Below are 15,659 nucleotides of genomic sequence, written 5' to 3'. Positions count from 1 at the left end.
GGAGCCGATGCTGCGGCCCGGCCTCGGCGGGGCGCTGAAGATTCCCGGCGACGGGATTCTCTACGCGCCGGTGACCGCGAACTGGCTGCTGCAGCGCGGGCCCGGCATCGTGCTGCGGCGCGACCGCGCGGTCGGCGTCGACGGCGCGCGCGTCACGCTGGCGAGCGGCGACGTGCTGCGCGCACAACGCGTCGTCGTCGCGAACGGCGTCGCCGCGCGTACGCTGCTGCCCGAGCTGCCGCTGCGCCCGAAGAAGGGCCATCTGCTGATTACCGACCGTTATCCGGGGCGCGTCGCGCACCAGCTCGTCGAGCTCGGCTATGCGGCGAGCGCGCATGCGAGCGACGGCACGTCGGTCGCGTTCAACGTGCAGCCGCGGCCGACGGGCCAACTGCTGATCGGGTCGTCGCGCCAGTTCGACACCGAGGATCCGCGCATCGAGCCGCCGGTGCTCGCGCGGATGCTGCGCCGCGCGGCCGGCTACCTGCCCGATCTCGCCGAGCTGAACGCGATCCGCGCATGGACGGGTTTCCGTGCCGCGAGCCCGGACGGCCTGCCGCTGCTCGGCGAACATCCGGCGCGGCCCGGCGTATGGCTCGCCGTCGGCCACGAAGGGCTCGGCGTGACGACCGCGCCGGGCAGTGCGCGGCTGCTGGCCGCGCAGATGGCGGGCGAGCGGCCCGCGATCGACATCGAACCGTATTTGCCGGGACGTTTTCTGACGACGTCCCCCGTAGCCGGAGCGCTTTCATGATCATTCATCTCGACGGCCGCGCGCTGACGGTGGCAGACGGCGTGACCGTCGCGGCCGCCGTGGCGGCGAGCGGCGACGACACGACGCGCGTGTCGTGCACCGGCGCGCCGCGCGCGCCGTTTTGCGGAATGGGCGTCTGCCAGGAGTGCAGGATGACGATCGACGGCCGTCGGCGGCTCGCGTGCCAGACGCTGTGCCGCGACGGCATGCAGGTGGAGCGCACACGATGAAGCAGGAACGACTGAGCGTCGACATCGCGATCGTCGGCGCGGGCCCGGCCGGGCTGTCGGCCGCGCGCGCCGCGGCCCGCAGCGGCGTGACGATCGCCATCGTCGACGACAATCCGCGTGCAGGCGGCCAGATCTGGCGTCAGCCGGCGGCGGCGACGCCGGTACCGGCGGCCGCCGAGCGGCTTGCCGTGCTGCGGCTGCCGAACGTCAGGCATCTCGCGGCCACGCGCATCGTCGCGGAATCGCAGCCGCATACGCTGCTGCTCGAAGACGACGAACGCGCACTGCTGCTCGAATACCGGGCGCTGATTCTGTGCTGCGGCGCGCGCGAACTGCTGCTGCCGTTCCCCGGCTGGACGCTGCCCGGCGTGACAGGCGCCGGCGGGCTGCAGGCGCTGATCAAGTACGGCCTCGACGTGCGCGGCCGGCGCATCGTGATCGCAGGCAGCGGCCCGCTGCTGCTCGCGAGCGCGGCCACCGCGCGCCAGGCCGGCGCGCAGGTGTCGCACGTGCTCGAGCAGGCCGCCTGGCGCGACGTGGCTGCGTTCGGCGCCGGATTGTGGCGCTGGCCGTCGAAGCTCGCGCAGGCCGCGCAGCTGTTCACGGCGGCCTATCGGCCCGATGCGCACGTCGTCGCGGCGTTCGGCGACAAACGGCTCGAAGGCGTGCGGATTCGCCGCGGCGACCGCGAATTCGACGTCGAGTGCGACCGGCTCGCGTGCGGCTTCGGCCTCGTGCCGAACACCGTGCTGCCGAGTCATCTCGGATGCCGGGTCGAAAACGGCGCGGTGGCCGTCGACGCGCATCAGCGCACGAGCCGCGACGGACATTTCGCGGCCGGCGAGTGCACGGGCGTCGGCGGCAGCGAGCTCGCGATGGTCGAAGGCGAAATCGCGGGCTGCGCGGCGACCGGGCAGACCGATGTGCTGCCGGCGCTCGTCGCGCGCCGCGCGCAGTGGCAGGCGTTCGCCGACGCGGTGCGCACGCGCTTCGCGATTCGCGAGCCGATTCGCCGGCTCGCGAAGCCCGATACGCTGCTGTGCCGATGCGAGGACGTGCGTTTCGACGCGGTGGCCGCTGCGCCCGGCTGGACGGCCGCGAAGCTGCAGTCGCGCTGCGGAATGGGGGCGTGTCAGGGGCGCGTATGCGGTGCGGCCGCGCAAGCGCTGTTCGGCTGGACGCCGCCCGTGCCGCGCTCGCCGCTCGTGCCGGCCCGAGTCGGCACGTTGATGCTCGACGGCGCCGCCGCCGACGAATGCGCGTGACGCACGGCGGCGCACGCAGCGCGGCGCATGCTGCCTGCCTGCGCCGCCGCCGCTAATCCGCCGTTTCCTTTTCCCATCTGCCGATCTGCGGCGCGGCGCATGCGCGCAGGCATTCGATCGCGGCCGCGACGGCCGCGCGGTTCGCGCTGTCCGGGTGCCAGTACATCGCGACCGCGCCCTGGCCTTCGAGCCGCATCGGCAGGATCCGGATCGCATTCAGTTGCTCGAAACGTCGCGCGGCACGTTGCGACGCGACGCCGAGCAGGTCCGTATTGTTCAGCAGCGTCAGATTGAGGAGCGACGAGTTCGATTCGACGCAATGCGGCGGCTGCGTGCGGCCGGCCGCCGATAGCGCCGCCTGCAGCGCATTGTGCACCGGCGTGCCGGCCGGCCACACGATCCACGTGTACGACAGCACCTCGTCCCAGCCGACCGAAGCCGCGCCGGCGAGCGGGTGATCGGGCCGCGCGACGAACACGACCGGATCGACGTACAGCGTTTCGACCTGCAGCAGCGGATCGACCGACGCGGAGCCGGTGCGGCCGACGACGATGTCCAGTTCGCCGCGCGCGAGCTGCGGCATCAGCTGCACCAGCGTGCTTTCGTTGAGCCGCACCTGCGCGCGCGGCATCCGTTTCAGCAATTGCGACACCGCGAGCGGCACCGTGTCGGCGGCCGCGACGCCCGATGTGCCGATCGTCACGAGGCCGCTGCCGCCTTCGCGCAGTGCGGCCATGTCGTCGCGCGCGACGTCGAGCTGCGCCTCCACGCGGCGCGCGTGCTCGATCAGCGCGTCGCCGTACGGCGTCGGCCGCAACCCGCGCGCATGCCGCTCGAAGAGCGGCAGCCCGACGTCCTCTTCGAGTTCCTTCAGCCACTTCGACAACGCCGGCTGCGTGGTCGCGAGCGCCGCCGCCGACTGGCTCAGATTGCCGGTGCTCGCCAGGCTCAGCAGCACCTGCAGATGCCGCAGCCGCAGACGGTAAGTCCAGTCCATTGCCTGCCTCGTATCGAGAGATATATCCAGAACCATATGAATTAGATGATTTGATCATTTTACGGGATATGTCTGGTCGCATATAAATCCGTCAACAGGCCGCATCGTGCGGCCGCCGCCCAGAACGAGCGCCGAGGCCGCGATCGGCCGATACCAGGAGACACCATGACGACCCGACATCCGGACCCGTCGCGCGCCGCCTATTACGCGCGCATCGCCGAGCAGCGCCTGACGCCGCTGTGGGAGTCGCTGCACAGCCTCGTGCCGAAGACGCCGCAGCCGGCCGCCCGGCCCGCGATCTGGAAGTACGCGCAGGTGCGCGATCTGGTGATGCAGGCCGGCGACGTGATCAGCGCCGAAGAGGCCGTGCGCCGCGTGCTGGTGCTGGAGAATCCGGGGCTGCCCGGCCGTTCGAGCATGACGCCGAACCTGTACGCGGGCCTGCAGCTGATCCTGCCGGGCGAGATCGCGCCGAGCCATCGCCATACGCAATCGGCGCTGCGCTTCATCGTCGAAGGGCGCGGCGCGTGGACCGCGGTGAACGGCGAGCGCACGACGATGCATCCGGGCGACTTCATCATCACGCCGTCGTGGACCTGGCACGACCACGGCAATCCGTCCGTGGAAGCGGGCGGCGAGCCGGTCGTGTGGCTCGACGGGCTTGACATCCCGCTCGTCGCGCATCTCGACGCGGGGTTCGCGGAGAACTACCCGGAAGCCGTGCAGCCCGTCAGCCGGCCCGAAGGCGACAGCTTCGCGCGCTACGGCCACAACATGGTGCCGGTGCGGCATCGCGCGACCGATCCGACCTCGCCGATCTTCAGCTACCCGTATGCGCGCAGCCGCGAGGCGCTCGACGCGCTGTACCGGAACGGCGAGCTCGACGCGTGGGACGGCGTGAAGCTGCGCTACGTGAACCCGGCGACCGGCGGCTGGCCGATGCCGACGATCGCGACCTTCATGCAGTTCCTGCCGGCCGGCTTCGACGGCCGCACGTATCGCAGCACCGACGCGACGATCTACTGCGTCGTCGAAGGCAGCGGCACCGCGCATATCGGCGGCGACGCGTTCGCGTTCGAGCCGCACGACATCTTCGTCGCGCCGTCGTGGGCGCCGGTGCGGCTGTCGGCATCGTCCGACAGCGTGCTGTTCAGCTATTCCGACCGGCCCGTGCTGTCCGCGCTGAACCTGCTGCGCGAAGCGCGCGACTGACGCCGGCGGCTGTCCACGATCCGTTTTCCGCGCGCCGCCGAAGTCGCGGCGCGCGCCCCTTCATTCATGTCTACGCTGGAGCCGTTCATGACTTTCGTTTTCCCGCCCGAAGCCCCGGTCGCACTTCCTGTCGCCGGCAGCGATGCCCGTTTTCCGGTGCGCCGCGTCTACTGCGTCGGCCGCAACTATGCCGCCCATGCGCGCGAGATGGGCTTCGATCCCGATCGCGAGCCGCCGTTCTTCTTCTGCAAGCCGGCCGACGCCGTCGTGCCGGTCGCATACGGCGAAACGCTCGAACTCGCGTATCCGTCGCAGACGCAGAACTATCACTACGAAGCCGAACTGGTCGCGGTAATCGGCAAGGGCGGGGCCGACATTCCGCTCGGCAGCGCGCTCGACCACGTGTGGGGCTATGCGGTCGGCCTCGACATGACGCGCCGCGACCTGCAGATGAAGATGCGCGAGATGGGCCGCCCGTGGGAAATCGGCAAGGCGTTCGACCGCTCGGCGCCGATCGGCCCGGTGCATCGGGCGAGCGCCGTCGGCCATTTCGAGCAGGGCGGCCTGTGGCTGACCGTCAACGGTGCGACGAAGCAGAAGAGCGACGTGTCGCACCTGATCTGGTCGGTCGCGGAGACGGTCGCGGACCTGTCGAAATTCTTCCGCCTCGAACCGGGCGACGTGATCTTTACCGGCACGCCGGAAGGCGTGGGCGCGGTCGTGCGCGGCGACGAGATGAAGGTCGGTGTCGAGCGGCTCGGCGAACTCACCGTGCGCGTCGTCTGACGCCCGTTTTCGAAAGGTCCCATCGTGCAACTGCATAGCTTCTTCAACAGTTCGACGTCCTACCGGGTGCGCATTGCGCTCGCGCTGAAAGGGCTGTCTTACGACACGCTGCCGGTGAACATCCGCATCGGCGCGCATCGCGACGCGCACTACGTCGACGACGTCAATCCCTCCGCGTCGGTGCCCGCGCTCGTCGACGGCGATTTCCGCCTCGGTCAGTCGCTCGCGATCATCGACTATCTCGACGCGACGCATCCGCAGCCGCGGCTGATTCCCGTCGATCCGCGACAGCGTGCGCGCGTGCTCGAGCTTGCGCTGCTGATCGCCTGCGACATCCATCCGGTGAACAACCTGCGCGTGCTGCGCTATCTCGACGGCGAACTCGACGTGACGCCGCAGCAGAAGACGGCGTGGTACCGGCACTGGATCGCCGAAGGGATGGCGGGCGTCGAGCGCCTGCTCGCGCGCGCCGACACGGGGCCGTGGTGCTTCGGCGATGCGCCGACGCTGGCCGACGTGTGCCTCGTCCCGCAGATCGCGAACGCGCTGCGGATGGACTGCGATCTGAGCGCGTATCCGCGCAGCCTCGCGGTGTACGAACACGCGCAGCGCGAGCCGGCCTTCTTGGCCGCCCAGCCGCAGCGGCAACCGGATTACGTCGCCTGAGGCGATCGGGGGAGACAGACATGAATCAGGCAGGAGACAAGGGCCGCCGCGTGCTCGTGATCGGCGGCGGCATCGGCGGGCTGGCGACGGCGCTCGCGCTCGCGCGGCAGGGCATCCGCGTGAAGCTGCTCGAGCAGGCCGCGCAGATCGGCGAGATCGGGGCGGGCATCCAGCTCGCCGCGAACGCGTTCAATGCGCTGGACGCGCTCGGCGTCGGCGAGGCGGCGCGCAGCCGTGCGGTGTTTACCGACTGGCTGCAGCTGATGGATGCGGTCGATGCGCACGAAGTCGCGCGCATCGATACCGGCGCCGCGTATCGCGCACGGTTCGGCAATCCGTATGCGGTGATTCATCGCGCGGACATCCATCTGTCGATCTACGAGGCGGTCAGGAATCATCCGCTGATCGAATTTCGCACCAGCACGCAGGTGTGCGGCTTTGAACAGGACGGCAACGGCGTGACCGTGGTCGATCAGCACGGCGAACGCTATCGCGCCGAGGCGGTGATCGGCTGCGACGGCGTGAAATCGGCGATCCGCCACGCGCTGATCGGCGACGCGCATCGCGTGACGGGGCACGTGGTCTACCGCGCGGTCGTCGACGTCGAGAACATGCCGGTCGATCTGCAGATCAACGCGCCCGTCGTATGGGCCGGCCCGCATTGCCATCTCGTCCACTATCCGCTGCGCGGCGGCCGCCAGTACAACCTCGTCGTCACGTTCCACAGCCGCGAGCAGGAAACCTGGGGCGTGCGCGACGGCAGCAAGGAGGAAGTGCTGTCGTATTTCGAGGGCATTCATGCGCTGCCCAGGCAGATGCTCGATCGGCCGACGTCGTGGAAGCGCTGGGCGACGGCCGACCGCGATCCGGTCGAGCGCTGGAGCGCGGGCCGCGCGACGGTGCTCGGCGACGCCGCGCATCCGATGACGCAGTACATCGCGCAGGGCGCCTGTCAGGCGCTCGAGGATGCGGTCACGCTCGGCGCGGCCGTCGCGCAGACCGATGGCGATTTCGAGGCCGCGTTCGCGCTGTACGAACGCGTGCGGATTCCGCGTACCGCGCGCGTGCTGTATTCGGCGCGCGAAATGGGGCGCATCTATCACGCGAAGGGCGTCGAGCGGCAGGTGCGCAATGCGCTGTGGGTCGGACGCACGCAGTCGCAGTTCTACGACGCGCTCGAGTGGCTGCATGGATGGCGCGCCGACGACTGCCTGAAGCCGGTCGCGTAACGCGCACGACGGCCCCGCGCGCCGGCCGAGCCGCGCGCGTTCCTGGAGGAGACATCATCATGGATACCACGCTGCCCGTCGACGTCAGCGAATGGATCGACCGGCGACGCGTGTCGCCGTTTCAGATCGCGATTGTCGTGCTGTGCTTTCTCATCGTCGCGATCGACGGGTTCGACACCGCGTCGATCGGATTCGTCGCGCCCGTGATCCGGGCGGAATGGCAACTGTCGCCTGCGCAGCTCGCGCCGGTGTTCGGCGCGGGGCTGGCCGGGCTGATGGCCGGCGCACTGGCGTTCGGGCCGTTCGGCGACCGGTTCGGGCGGAAGCGGCTGCTGCTCGCCTGCGTCGCATGCTTCGGCGTCGCGAGCGCCGCGTCCGCGAGTGCGGGCGGTGTCACGGAACTGATCGCGTGGCGCTTCGTGACAGGGCTCGGGCTTGGCGGTGCAATGCCGAACGCGATCACGCTGACGTCCGAATACTGTCCCGCGCGTCGCCGTTCGCTGCTCGTGACGACGATGTTCTGCGGCTTCACGATCGGCTCGGCGCTCGGCGGCCTCGTCGCCGCATCGCTGATCGAACGCGACGGCTGGCGCGCGGTGCTCGTCGTCGGCGGTGTCGCGCCGCTGCTGTTGCTGCCGGTGCTCGCATGGCGGCTGCCGGAATCGGTGCGCTATCTGGTGAACAGCGGCGCGGCGCGCGAGCGGATCGCGGCGCTGCTGAGCCGCATCGCGCCGGATCCGCATCTCGCGCACGCGTCGTTCGTCGCGCCGCGCGGCAAGCCGGCGGCGTCGCCGCTCGGCCGGCTGTTCGGGCCCGATCTGCTGCGCGGTACGCTGCTGCTGTGGCTCGCATTCTTCATGAGTCTGCTCGTGATCTACCTGCTGTCGAGCTGGCTGCCGACGCTGCTGCGCACGACCGGCGCGACGCTGCAGACCGCCGCGCGCGTGACCGCGATGTTTCAGATCGGCGGTACGCTCGGTGCGATCGTGCTCGGCTGGCTGATGGACCGCTTCGATCCGCATCGCGTGCTGGCCTGCAGCTACGTGGCGGCCGGCGTGTTCGTCGCGGCGATCGGCATCTGCGCGGCATCGCCGTGGGGCGCCGCGCTGGCCGTGTTCGCAGCCGGCTTCTGCGTGTCTGGCTCGCAGGTGGGGGCGAATGCGCTATCGGCGGCGTTCTATCCGACCGACTGCCGGACGACGGGCGTCAGCTGGGCCAACGGGATCGGGCGCGGCGGGTCGGTGGTCGGCTCGATGGCGGGCGGCGCAATGCTCGCGGCGGGGCTGCCGCTGCCGACCGCCTTTGCCGTCGTCGCGGTGCCGTGTGTGGTTGCGGGGCTTGCCGTTCTCGTGCTCGGCGCGGTGCGCGGCGGCACGCGGCGCGAGGCCGGCGCCGACGCGATCGCGGGCGAGAACGTGTGACCGGGCGTCGGGCGATCGCGAGACTGCGTCGACGCGGCGGGACGTTTCGGCATCGGTCGATGCCGGCGTCCCCGGTTATATCGGCGTCATGGCGCAGGCCGCGATCCGGCATAGGGCGAGCCCCGCGGACAGACGACGCACCGTAGCGTCACGACCGCTCGTGCGCGCGCGGCGATGCGGTGAGCCGGGCGGGCAGCCGACTCAACCACGCGTGCAGCCGGTCGCGCCAGCTGTATCGACCGGCGGCCGTGACGATTGTCACGCGTACGTCTGCGCCGGCACCGGCCGCGAGTGCAACGTGACCCGGCGCATCCATCGTCAGACATTCGCCTTCGGTCAGCACGCGCCGGACCGTCAGAGGCGCGTCCGGCAGCCAGTCGAGCGTGCGGTCCCGCCACGTGACGGCAAGCGTGCCGTCCAGCACGATCAATCGACAGCCCTTGTCGAGCCACGCAAAGTGGCTTTGCCCGGCGTCGAGCCGGATGTCCTGCGTTTGCATCGCGAATCCTTTCCCGGTAACGCAGCCCCGCGACGGCGAGGCGACAGCGTGCGCTCAGGTTAGGGAAACGGGCACAAGCGCAACAGATTCAGCCGACGAGAATCTGTTGCGGTGCAGGCCGCGATTTTTGCGGGCTGTATCGGTCGGTTTGCCTCGAATCTGTATCTGGCGTGCACTGCGCGCAGCCGGCACGATCGCTCGCATGACACCCTTTGCCGAGATCGCCCGAGAAGCCTTGCCGATGGACGGCGAGCCGTTGTACGAACGGCTCGCCGAGCATTACCGCCGCATCATCGCGGCCGGCACGCTGTCGCCCGGCGACCGGATGCCGTCCGTGCGCACGTTCATGGCGCAGCACGGCGTGAGCCTGTCGACGGCGATCCAGACGTTCCGGCGGCTCGAGGATGCGGGCTGGTGCGAGGCAAGGCCGCGGTCCGGGTATTTCGTGCGCCGCCGCGCATCGCCGGTGCTCGACGCGCTGCCGGAAGGCGATGCGGCGCCGCTCGCCATCGCGCCGCCGTTCGCGGGGCTGCACGAACGCGTGTCGCGTGTGATCGACCGCGGCCACACGGCGACCGATGCGCTGAACCTCGGCGGCGCGTCCGCCGCCGCGTCGCTGTATCCGACCGAACGTCTGCAGGCGCTCGCGATCCGCCTGCTGCGGCGCAAGCCGACGCTGTTGACCGACGCGGGGCGCATCGACGCCCTGCCGGAGTTCCGCCACGCGATGGCGAAGCGCGCGCTGTCGTACGGCGTAACGGTATCGCCGGACGACGTGATGTCGACGAGCGGCGGCGTCGACGCAGTCAATCTCGCGCTGCGCGCAGTCGCGCAGCCCGGCGACACGATCGCGATCGAATCGCCGGCGTTCTTCGGGCTGCTTCAACTGCTCGAAAGCCTCGGCATGCGCGCGCTCGAAATTCCGGCGAGCCCGACGACGGGGCTGTCGATCGAGGCACTCGAAGTCGCGCTGAACGCCTATCCGGACATTCGCGCCGTCGTGGTCGTGCCGAACCTGCAGAACCCGCTCGGCAGCGTGATGCCCGACGAACGCAAGGCGGCGCTCGTCGCGCTGTGCGCGAGCCGCGGCGTGGCCGTGATCGAGGACGAGCCGTACCGCGAACTCGTCGACGTGCCGCAGGCGGTGAAGCCCGTGAAGGCATGGGACCGGGACGGCACCGTCATCTATTGCCCGTCGTTCAACAAGGTGCTTGCACCGGGAATGCGACTCGGCTGGATGAGCGGCGGGCGTTGGCACGCGCGCGTGAAGATGCTGAAGTTCGCGCACAGCCGTCACAACGCGGCGCTGCTCCAGGCAGTGGCAGCCGAATTCGTCGGTTCGGGCGCGTTCGACCGCCATCTGCGCCGATTCCGCGAGCAACTGCGCGTACAGCGCGACGCAACAGCGGATGCGATTGCGCGGCATTTCCCCGCCGGTACACGGATGAACCGGCCGCCGGGCGGGATGCTGCTCTGGATCGCGCTGCCCGACGGCGTGCATTCGGACGCATTGTTCGATGCCGCGCTCGCTCGAGGCATCAGGATCGCGCCCGGTTCGATCTTTTCGAACTCGAATCGCTTCGACGCCTATATCCGGATCGGCTGCACGCGGGCCTTCGACGCGGCACAGGAGGCGGCATTCGACACGCTGGGCCGGCTCGTGCGCGACGCGATCGCGGCGGGCTGAGCGGACGCGATCGCTCGCACGAACGGCGCGCGAGCGGGAGGGCGCGCGCACGATCAGCGGCCTGCGCTATGTGAGGCGAGGTGTTCGCGAATCAGGGACAGATAGCGATCGCCGACGGAAAAGTCGCGCGCCACGCGCGGCCGATGCGCATGCCGCAGCGTGGCCGGTGCACTCATCCCCAGATACCGGCATACCGCGGACGGGTAAGGCTTGCGCGTATGGCCGAGCTGACGGGCAGCGCGCTCGACGCGCGCATCGCCGACCTGCGCCCGCAGCCATGCCAATACCTGGCGGTCGATGTCGTTGACGATACGGACCAGATGTTCCATCGCACACCTCCACTGTTCATCGATACAGTACTGTAAATATAAACAGTGTTTGAGGCCACTGCAAGCGAGCACGCACGCTCCTGGCCATCCGGCCAGGGTCAGCGCGCCGGCGCGGCGGCAGCGGCGCGCACGGCCGAGGCAGGTGCCTGCGCGCGCGCCACATTGGCCGCCGTTCCGCCACGCGCCGCAGCGAGCCCCGCATAGCGCGCATCGGTCAGCGTGCCGAGGAACGCGACGATGTCGTCGATTTCGGCGTCGGTCAGTGCGGGCACGGCGCCCGGCCGGCGGTTCATCGGCGTCGAATTGACGTTGATGTTGCCGCGATACGCGGCCGGCACGTCGTCGAACGTCGCCGCGCCGTGATACCAGCGGCGCGGATCGGTCGACCGCGTGTTGTAGAACGCGACCGCGTCGCGCAAGTTGGCGAACACGCCGTTGTGCATGAACGTCTGCTTCACCGCGACGTTGCGCAGCCCCGGCGTGCGCAGATAACCGCACCATTGCGTCGGCTCGGGCCAGCGCAGCCGGCGCGCGGTATCGCACAGCCCGTTGTCGAAGTGCCGCGGGTCGCGATTCGCCGGGAGCGCGCGATTGCGCGGCACCGCGATCGCGTCGTAGCCGAAGTCGGTGAACAGCGAGCGCTCCGGGCGGCTCGACGTTTCCGACAGCGTATGGCAGCTCATGCAGTTGCCCTTGTCGGGATTCCGAAACAGAGCGAGCCCGCGCATCTCGGCCGGCGCGAGGGGCGTGCGCGTGCGCAGATACGCGTCGAAGCGCGACGTGAACGGCGCCATTTCGTCGCTCTGCAAATACGCTTCGACGGCGGTCCCGAGCGCGCGTACGAGCTGCTCGGGGTCGCGCCGCACCGAGATGCCGAAGCGGGCGGCCAGATCGGCACCGAGATCGGTCGCGTCGACCTTGCGCAGCAGCGCGGCCGGCGAACGGTTGTTCATCTCGTTCGGATCGAACAGCGGGCCGCGGATCTGCTCGGCGAGCGTGTCGGCGCGGCCGTCGCTGAACAGCCCGCCGAACGGCGACGGCGCGGGTGCATCGTCGTCTTGATAGAAGTGGCGGCGCGGCACATAGCGCACGTACAGCAGCGACGGCGCGTTGCGCGCGCTGAAGCGGCCGGGGCGGCTGCCTTGCGGCACGCCGGGCCCCGCGAGCGAAGCCGCCGACAGCGTCGGCGCGAACGCGCGGCCCGGATCGTGGCACCCCGCGCACGACATCCCGCGCGGCTCGGACAGCCGCGTGTCGAAGAAGATCCGGCGGCCGAGCGCGACGAGCGTGGGCTCGGGCGCGAAGCGCGCGGTTGCCGCGTCGATCTTGCCGGCGACCTGCGGTGTGCCGTTGCCGACGACGCCGACCACGCGCGACGGCGGCGCACCGGGCAGCAGGACCGTTTCCGAAGCCGGCGCGGCGCTTGCCGTAAGCGCCAGCCCGGCAAGCATCGCGGCGGCACATGCGAGCAGCATGCGTTTTCGACGGGCGCGCGCGGGAACGGAAGTCGCGCCTGGCGCAGGCGCGGCGGCGCGGCCTACCGAATCGGCTGAAGCGGCCGAAGCGGCAGCCGGAGCGGACGTCTCGAACGGAACGGCGTCTGCCATCGCAGCGGAAACTCGCGCCGAATCCGTGAGCGACTTCGTCACGGCGGCGCAGCGATCGCGCAAATGCGCCGGACGATGCGCATATCGAACCTCGTCGATCACGGTGCAATGAATCCCGTCTTGTCGCATGCGAGCGTCGTCCCCGACTGATCGCATGACGCGAGCAGCTTGCCCGCCGCCGAATACGCGTGGAATACCCAGCCGGTCGCCGGCGCCGCGCGCCGCTCCATGATCAGAAAGCCGAAACTGTTGTTGTGCGACAGCCGCTGGATCACCGCGCCGGGCGCGGGCGTCAGGCCGGCCGGGAAAGGATCGGGCAGCGCGACGTCGAGGTTGTCGCCGCCGTTGCCGGACACGATCGTCGCCGGATGGCCGGACGAGAAGTCGATCGCCTGGAAGTCGTGCACGTGGCCGTGCAGCGCGACGTGCACGCCGGGCGGATAGTACGCCTGCGCGTTGAGGCTCGACATCACCGACTGCAGCGCGAGGTTGCCGGGTGCGGGCGTGCTGCCTGCGATCGGCGCGAACGCGAGGATCGGATGATGGTTCGTGAAGATCGTCGTCGTCATGCCGGCCTTCGACGCGAGCGCGGCCACCGTCTGGAACTGCTTCTGGTAGATGCGGAACTGCGCGTCGGTCGGCTTCAGCGCGTTGCGGCCCACCTTCGCGCTATCGAACACGATGACCTGCGTACCGCCGCCGAGCGACACCGCGTAAGGCTCCGAATAGTTCGCGTCGTTGTCGTTCGCCGGATCGTCGCACGAGCGGGACGCCGAGTACGGGCGCGGATCGAGGAAGCGGAACCAGCCCTGACCGGCGCGCGCGCATTCCTCGTGGTTGCCGCGCACGACGACCCACGGCGCTTTCGCCATGAGCGGCGCCGCCGGCCGGAACAGATCGGCCTGCCAGGTATCCCAGCCGTAGCCCCACGGGCTGTCCTTGCAGCCCGCGATGTCGGGCGGGCACGCGTTTTCGCGGTAGTGATAGTCGCCGACGTGCAGCACGAGATCCGGCGACAGCTTCGCGACGCTGGCCGCGATCGTGTCGAACGGCCATACCGTCGGGTCGTTGCACGCCTGCCATGCGTTGTCGGCCTTTTTCATCCGGCAGCCGGTGTCGGCGATGATCGCGATGCGCTGCGGCTGCGCTTTCGGCAGCGGCAACGTGCGGCCCGCGACGCTGGCCGTCTGCGCGTCGGCCGGCAGCGTCGCTTCGCAGACGCTGACCGGAAAACTCGACGGCTTCGAATCGGCCGGGTCGCTCGCCGTCGGGCGTTGCGGCGCCGTCGCGGCGCCCGCGCGCAGCGTCATCCGCGACAGCTTGCCGTCGACGATCAGCTGCGGACACAGCGGATCGTCGGACGACGCCGGCTGATAGGCCGTGATCGCGCGCGCGATCGCCTGGTTCGCATCGCCGATCTCGACCCACGCGGCCTGCACGTTGATGGCGGCGCTGGCCGGATCGGCGGGCGCATCGATGTGGTTCGAACACGCGGACAGTGACGCGAAGGCCGCAAGGGCCGCGCAGCGCGCGCGCAACGCGCGAGAGAGGAGTCGTCGCATGGGGAGCACCGTACGAAAGCCGCCAACGTTACGCAGCGCAAATGTAAGAAATATGAAAATAAGGCGCAACGCGGGCGTGTCGGGACGCGCCGCGACAGGGTTGACTTCAAGCCGGCTTGAGGCAGCACAGTGTGATGGACGATCGACGAAGCAGACAACGGGAGCCGCGAATGAAACAGAACCACGCCAACGAAGAACAGTCCGCGCTGTGGAACGGCCCGTCGGGACGCGCGTGGGTGGACATCCAGGCGTCGCTCGACCGGCTGTTCGAGCCGTTCGCGACACTGCTCGCGGATGCCGCAGCCGCATCGTCCGCGCGCGCCGTGCTGGATGTCGGCTGCGGGACGGGCGCGGTCACGCTCGACATCGCGCGGCGGCTCGGCGCGGACGCACAGTGCACGGGCGTCGATATTTCGGCGCGGATGATCGACGCGGCGCACGAGCGTGGGAAGCGCAGCGGCCTGCGCGTGCACTTCGTGTGCGCGGATGCGCAGACGCATGCGTTCGTGCCCGCCAGTGTCGATCTGATCGTGTCGCGTTTCGGCGTGATGTTTTTCGACGATCCGGTCCGCGCGTTCGCGAATCTGCGGCGTGCGGCGCGCACCGACGCGGCGTTGCGGTTCGTCGCGTGGCGCAGTGCGGCCGAGAATCCGTTCATGACGACCGCCGAGCGGGCCGCTGCGCCGCTGCTGCCGGACCTGCCGCCGCGACGGCCCGGCGCGCCTGGGCAGTTCGCGTTCGGCGACCGGCAGCGCATTGCAGCGGTGCTGTCCGACAGCGGCTGGGCCGACATCGCGATCGAGCCCGTCGATATCGCATGCGCGCTGCCGGAACCCGCGCTGAACGACTACATCGGGCGGCTGGGGCCGGTCGGCCTGGCGCTGCAGCAGGTGGACGATGCGACGCGGCGCCGCGTGGTCGAAACGATCCGCAACGCGTTCGAACCTTACGTGCAGGGCGCCGACGTGCGGTTCGAGGCGGCGTGCTGGCTGGTCAGCGCACGCGCGCCATCGTCGGCCGCGTAAGGCGCGGCGCGGGCAGCCGCGCGCACCACGGGCGCGCCGTCCGTGCGCGATGCCGCGCCGGACGACGGCGCATGCAGGTCAGCGACGCCGAGCGCGCAGCATCAGCCACGCGCAGCCCATCGCGACGAGCGCGAGTCCGAGCAGGCTCGCCTCGACGCCGAGCGCGAAGCCCGGCGGCATCTCGCCGCTGTTCGGCACGGGCGCGAGGTTGCCGGCGATCGCGACCGCGCCGCCGGCCAGCAGCGCCACGCAGACGATCCAGTAGAGCTTGCCGCGCGCCGCAGCGGCGCGGATGCGCCACAGCGCGATGCCCAATGCGCCGACATAGAGCAGGACGAGCGTGCCGAGCGCGACGAAGTCGGCAGTGCGATCGTGCAGGATGCCGCTCAT

The 15,659-nt window shown here is 70.1% G+C and carries 16 protein-coding genes; 10 read left to right on the top strand and 6 right to left on the bottom strand.

Annotated features, from left to right (window positions below; translation table 11 throughout):
* The 3 genes from HMPREF3115_RS24670 to HMPREF3115_RS24660 all read left to right on the top strand — a co-directional run.
* Window positions 1-754, top strand: a 754-nt coding sequence (locus HMPREF3115_RS24670; protein ID WP_256276417.1) for an NAD(P)/FAD-dependent oxidoreductase, incomplete at its 5' end; no start/stop codon positions are given.
* Entirely contained in the window at window positions 751-984 is a 234-nt protein-coding gene (locus HMPREF3115_RS24665) for a 2Fe-2S iron-sulfur cluster-binding protein (protein ID WP_006399860.1), read from the top strand. The genes HMPREF3115_RS24670 and HMPREF3115_RS24665, both read left to right, overlap by 4 nt.
* Window positions 981-2,249 carry an NAD(P)/FAD-dependent oxidoreductase gene (locus HMPREF3115_RS24660; protein WP_070556478.1) on the top strand — a complete coding sequence of 423 codons (1,269 nt, stop codon included), beginning with the start codon at window positions 981-983 and terminating at the stop codon, window positions 2,247-2,249. Before HMPREF3115_RS24665 ends, HMPREF3115_RS24660 begins: the two co-directional genes overlap by 4 nt.
* A gap of 52 nt (window positions 2,250-2,301) precedes the next feature.
* On the opposite strand, the gene HMPREF3115_RS24655 is transcribed toward HMPREF3115_RS24660, so the two are convergent.
* A complete protein-coding gene (locus HMPREF3115_RS24655) occupies window positions 2,302-3,246 on the bottom strand; it encodes a LysR substrate-binding domain-containing protein (protein WP_053298649.1) in 945 nt (314 codons plus the stop codon).
* Window positions 3,247-3,411: 165 nt separating this feature from the next.
* On the opposite strand from HMPREF3115_RS24655, the gene gtdA reads away from it, so the two are divergent.
* From gtdA to HMPREF3115_RS24630, 5 genes are all read left to right on the top strand, one after another.
* Entirely contained in the window at window positions 3,412-4,458 is a 1,047-nt protein-coding gene (gtdA, locus tag HMPREF3115_RS24650) for a gentisate 1,2-dioxygenase (protein WP_006403780.1), read from the top strand.
* Window positions 4,459-4,545: 87 nt separating this feature from the next.
* Window positions 4,546-5,244 (top strand): fumarylacetoacetate hydrolase family protein, encoded by a 699-nt coding sequence (locus tag HMPREF3115_RS24645; RefSeq protein WP_070556476.1) that lies wholly within the window; start codon window positions 4,546-4,548, stop codon window positions 5,242-5,244.
* A 24-nt stretch (window positions 5,245-5,268) separates the two neighbouring features.
* Window positions 5,269-5,910: a maleylacetoacetate isomerase gene (maiA, locus tag HMPREF3115_RS24640; RefSeq protein WP_006403778.1), complete on the top strand. Its 642-nt coding sequence runs from the start codon at window positions 5,269-5,271 to the stop codon at window positions 5,908-5,910.
* Window positions 5,911-5,930: 20 nt separating this feature from the next.
* Window positions 5,931-7,139 (top strand): 3-hydroxybenzoate 6-monooxygenase, encoded by a 1,209-nt coding sequence (locus HMPREF3115_RS24635; RefSeq protein WP_053298647.1) that lies wholly within the window; start codon window positions 5,931-5,933, stop codon window positions 7,137-7,139.
* 59 nt (window positions 7,140-7,198) lie between these two features.
* A complete protein-coding gene (locus tag HMPREF3115_RS24630) occupies window positions 7,199-8,560 on the top strand; it encodes an MFS transporter (RefSeq protein WP_070556474.1) in 1,362 nt (453 codons plus the stop codon).
* Window positions 8,561-8,708: 148 nt separating this feature from the next.
* Here the strand turns inward: HMPREF3115_RS24630 and HMPREF3115_RS24625 are convergent, their stop codons facing one another.
* Window positions 8,709-9,059, bottom strand: a complete 351-nt coding sequence (locus HMPREF3115_RS24625; RefSeq protein WP_070556472.1) for a hypothetical protein — start codon at window positions 9,057-9,059, stop codon at window positions 8,709-8,711.
* A 202-nt stretch (window positions 9,060-9,261) separates the two neighbouring features.
* On the opposite strand from HMPREF3115_RS24625, the gene HMPREF3115_RS24620 reads away from it, so the two are divergent.
* Entirely contained in the window at window positions 9,262-10,746 is a 1,485-nt protein-coding gene (locus HMPREF3115_RS24620) for an aminotransferase-like domain-containing protein (protein ID WP_170933580.1), read from the top strand.
* A gap of 53 nt (window positions 10,747-10,799) precedes the next feature.
* Here the strand turns inward: HMPREF3115_RS24620 and HMPREF3115_RS24615 are convergent, their stop codons facing one another.
* From HMPREF3115_RS24615 to HMPREF3115_RS24605, 3 genes are all read right to left on the bottom strand, one after another.
* Window positions 10,800-11,075 carry a CppA family protein gene (locus HMPREF3115_RS24615; protein ID WP_070556470.1) on the bottom strand — a complete coding sequence of 92 codons (276 nt, stop codon included), beginning with the start codon at window positions 11,073-11,075 and terminating at the stop codon, window positions 10,800-10,802.
* A 98-nt stretch (window positions 11,076-11,173) separates the two neighbouring features.
* On the bottom strand, window positions 11,174-12,526 hold the full coding sequence (locus tag HMPREF3115_RS24610) for a cytochrome-c peroxidase (protein ID WP_371089508.1): 1,353 nt from the start codon (window positions 12,524-12,526) through the stop codon (window positions 11,174-11,176).
* A 254-nt stretch (window positions 12,527-12,780) separates the two neighbouring features.
* Window positions 12,781-14,244 (bottom strand): metallophosphoesterase family protein, encoded by a 1,464-nt coding sequence (locus tag HMPREF3115_RS24605; protein WP_070556466.1) that lies wholly within the window; start codon window positions 14,242-14,244, stop codon window positions 12,781-12,783.
* Between the two features lie 170 nt (window positions 14,245-14,414).
* Between HMPREF3115_RS24605 and HMPREF3115_RS24600 the strand changes: the two genes are divergently transcribed.
* Complete coding sequence (locus HMPREF3115_RS24600; protein ID WP_069221150.1) at window positions 14,415-15,269, top strand: class I SAM-dependent methyltransferase; 855 nt, start codon at window positions 14,415-14,417, stop codon at window positions 15,267-15,269.
* A gap of 78 nt (window positions 15,270-15,347) precedes the next feature.
* Here HMPREF3115_RS24600 and HMPREF3115_RS24595 read toward each other — a convergent pair whose 3' ends face one another.
* The gene (locus tag HMPREF3115_RS24595; protein ID WP_006403768.1) at window positions 15,348-15,659 is read right to left on the bottom strand and encodes a hypothetical protein; all 312 of its coding nucleotides are present in this window, start codon (window positions 15,657-15,659) and stop codon (window positions 15,348-15,350) included.

It is taken from the genome of Burkholderia sp. HMSC10F09, assembly GCF_001806955.1.
GTDB lineage: Bacteria > Pseudomonadota > Gammaproteobacteria > Burkholderiales > Burkholderiaceae > Burkholderia > Burkholderia multivorans.
Note: the sequence above shows the minus strand (reverse complement) of the source record. Positions and strands in the feature narration are given on the sequence as shown.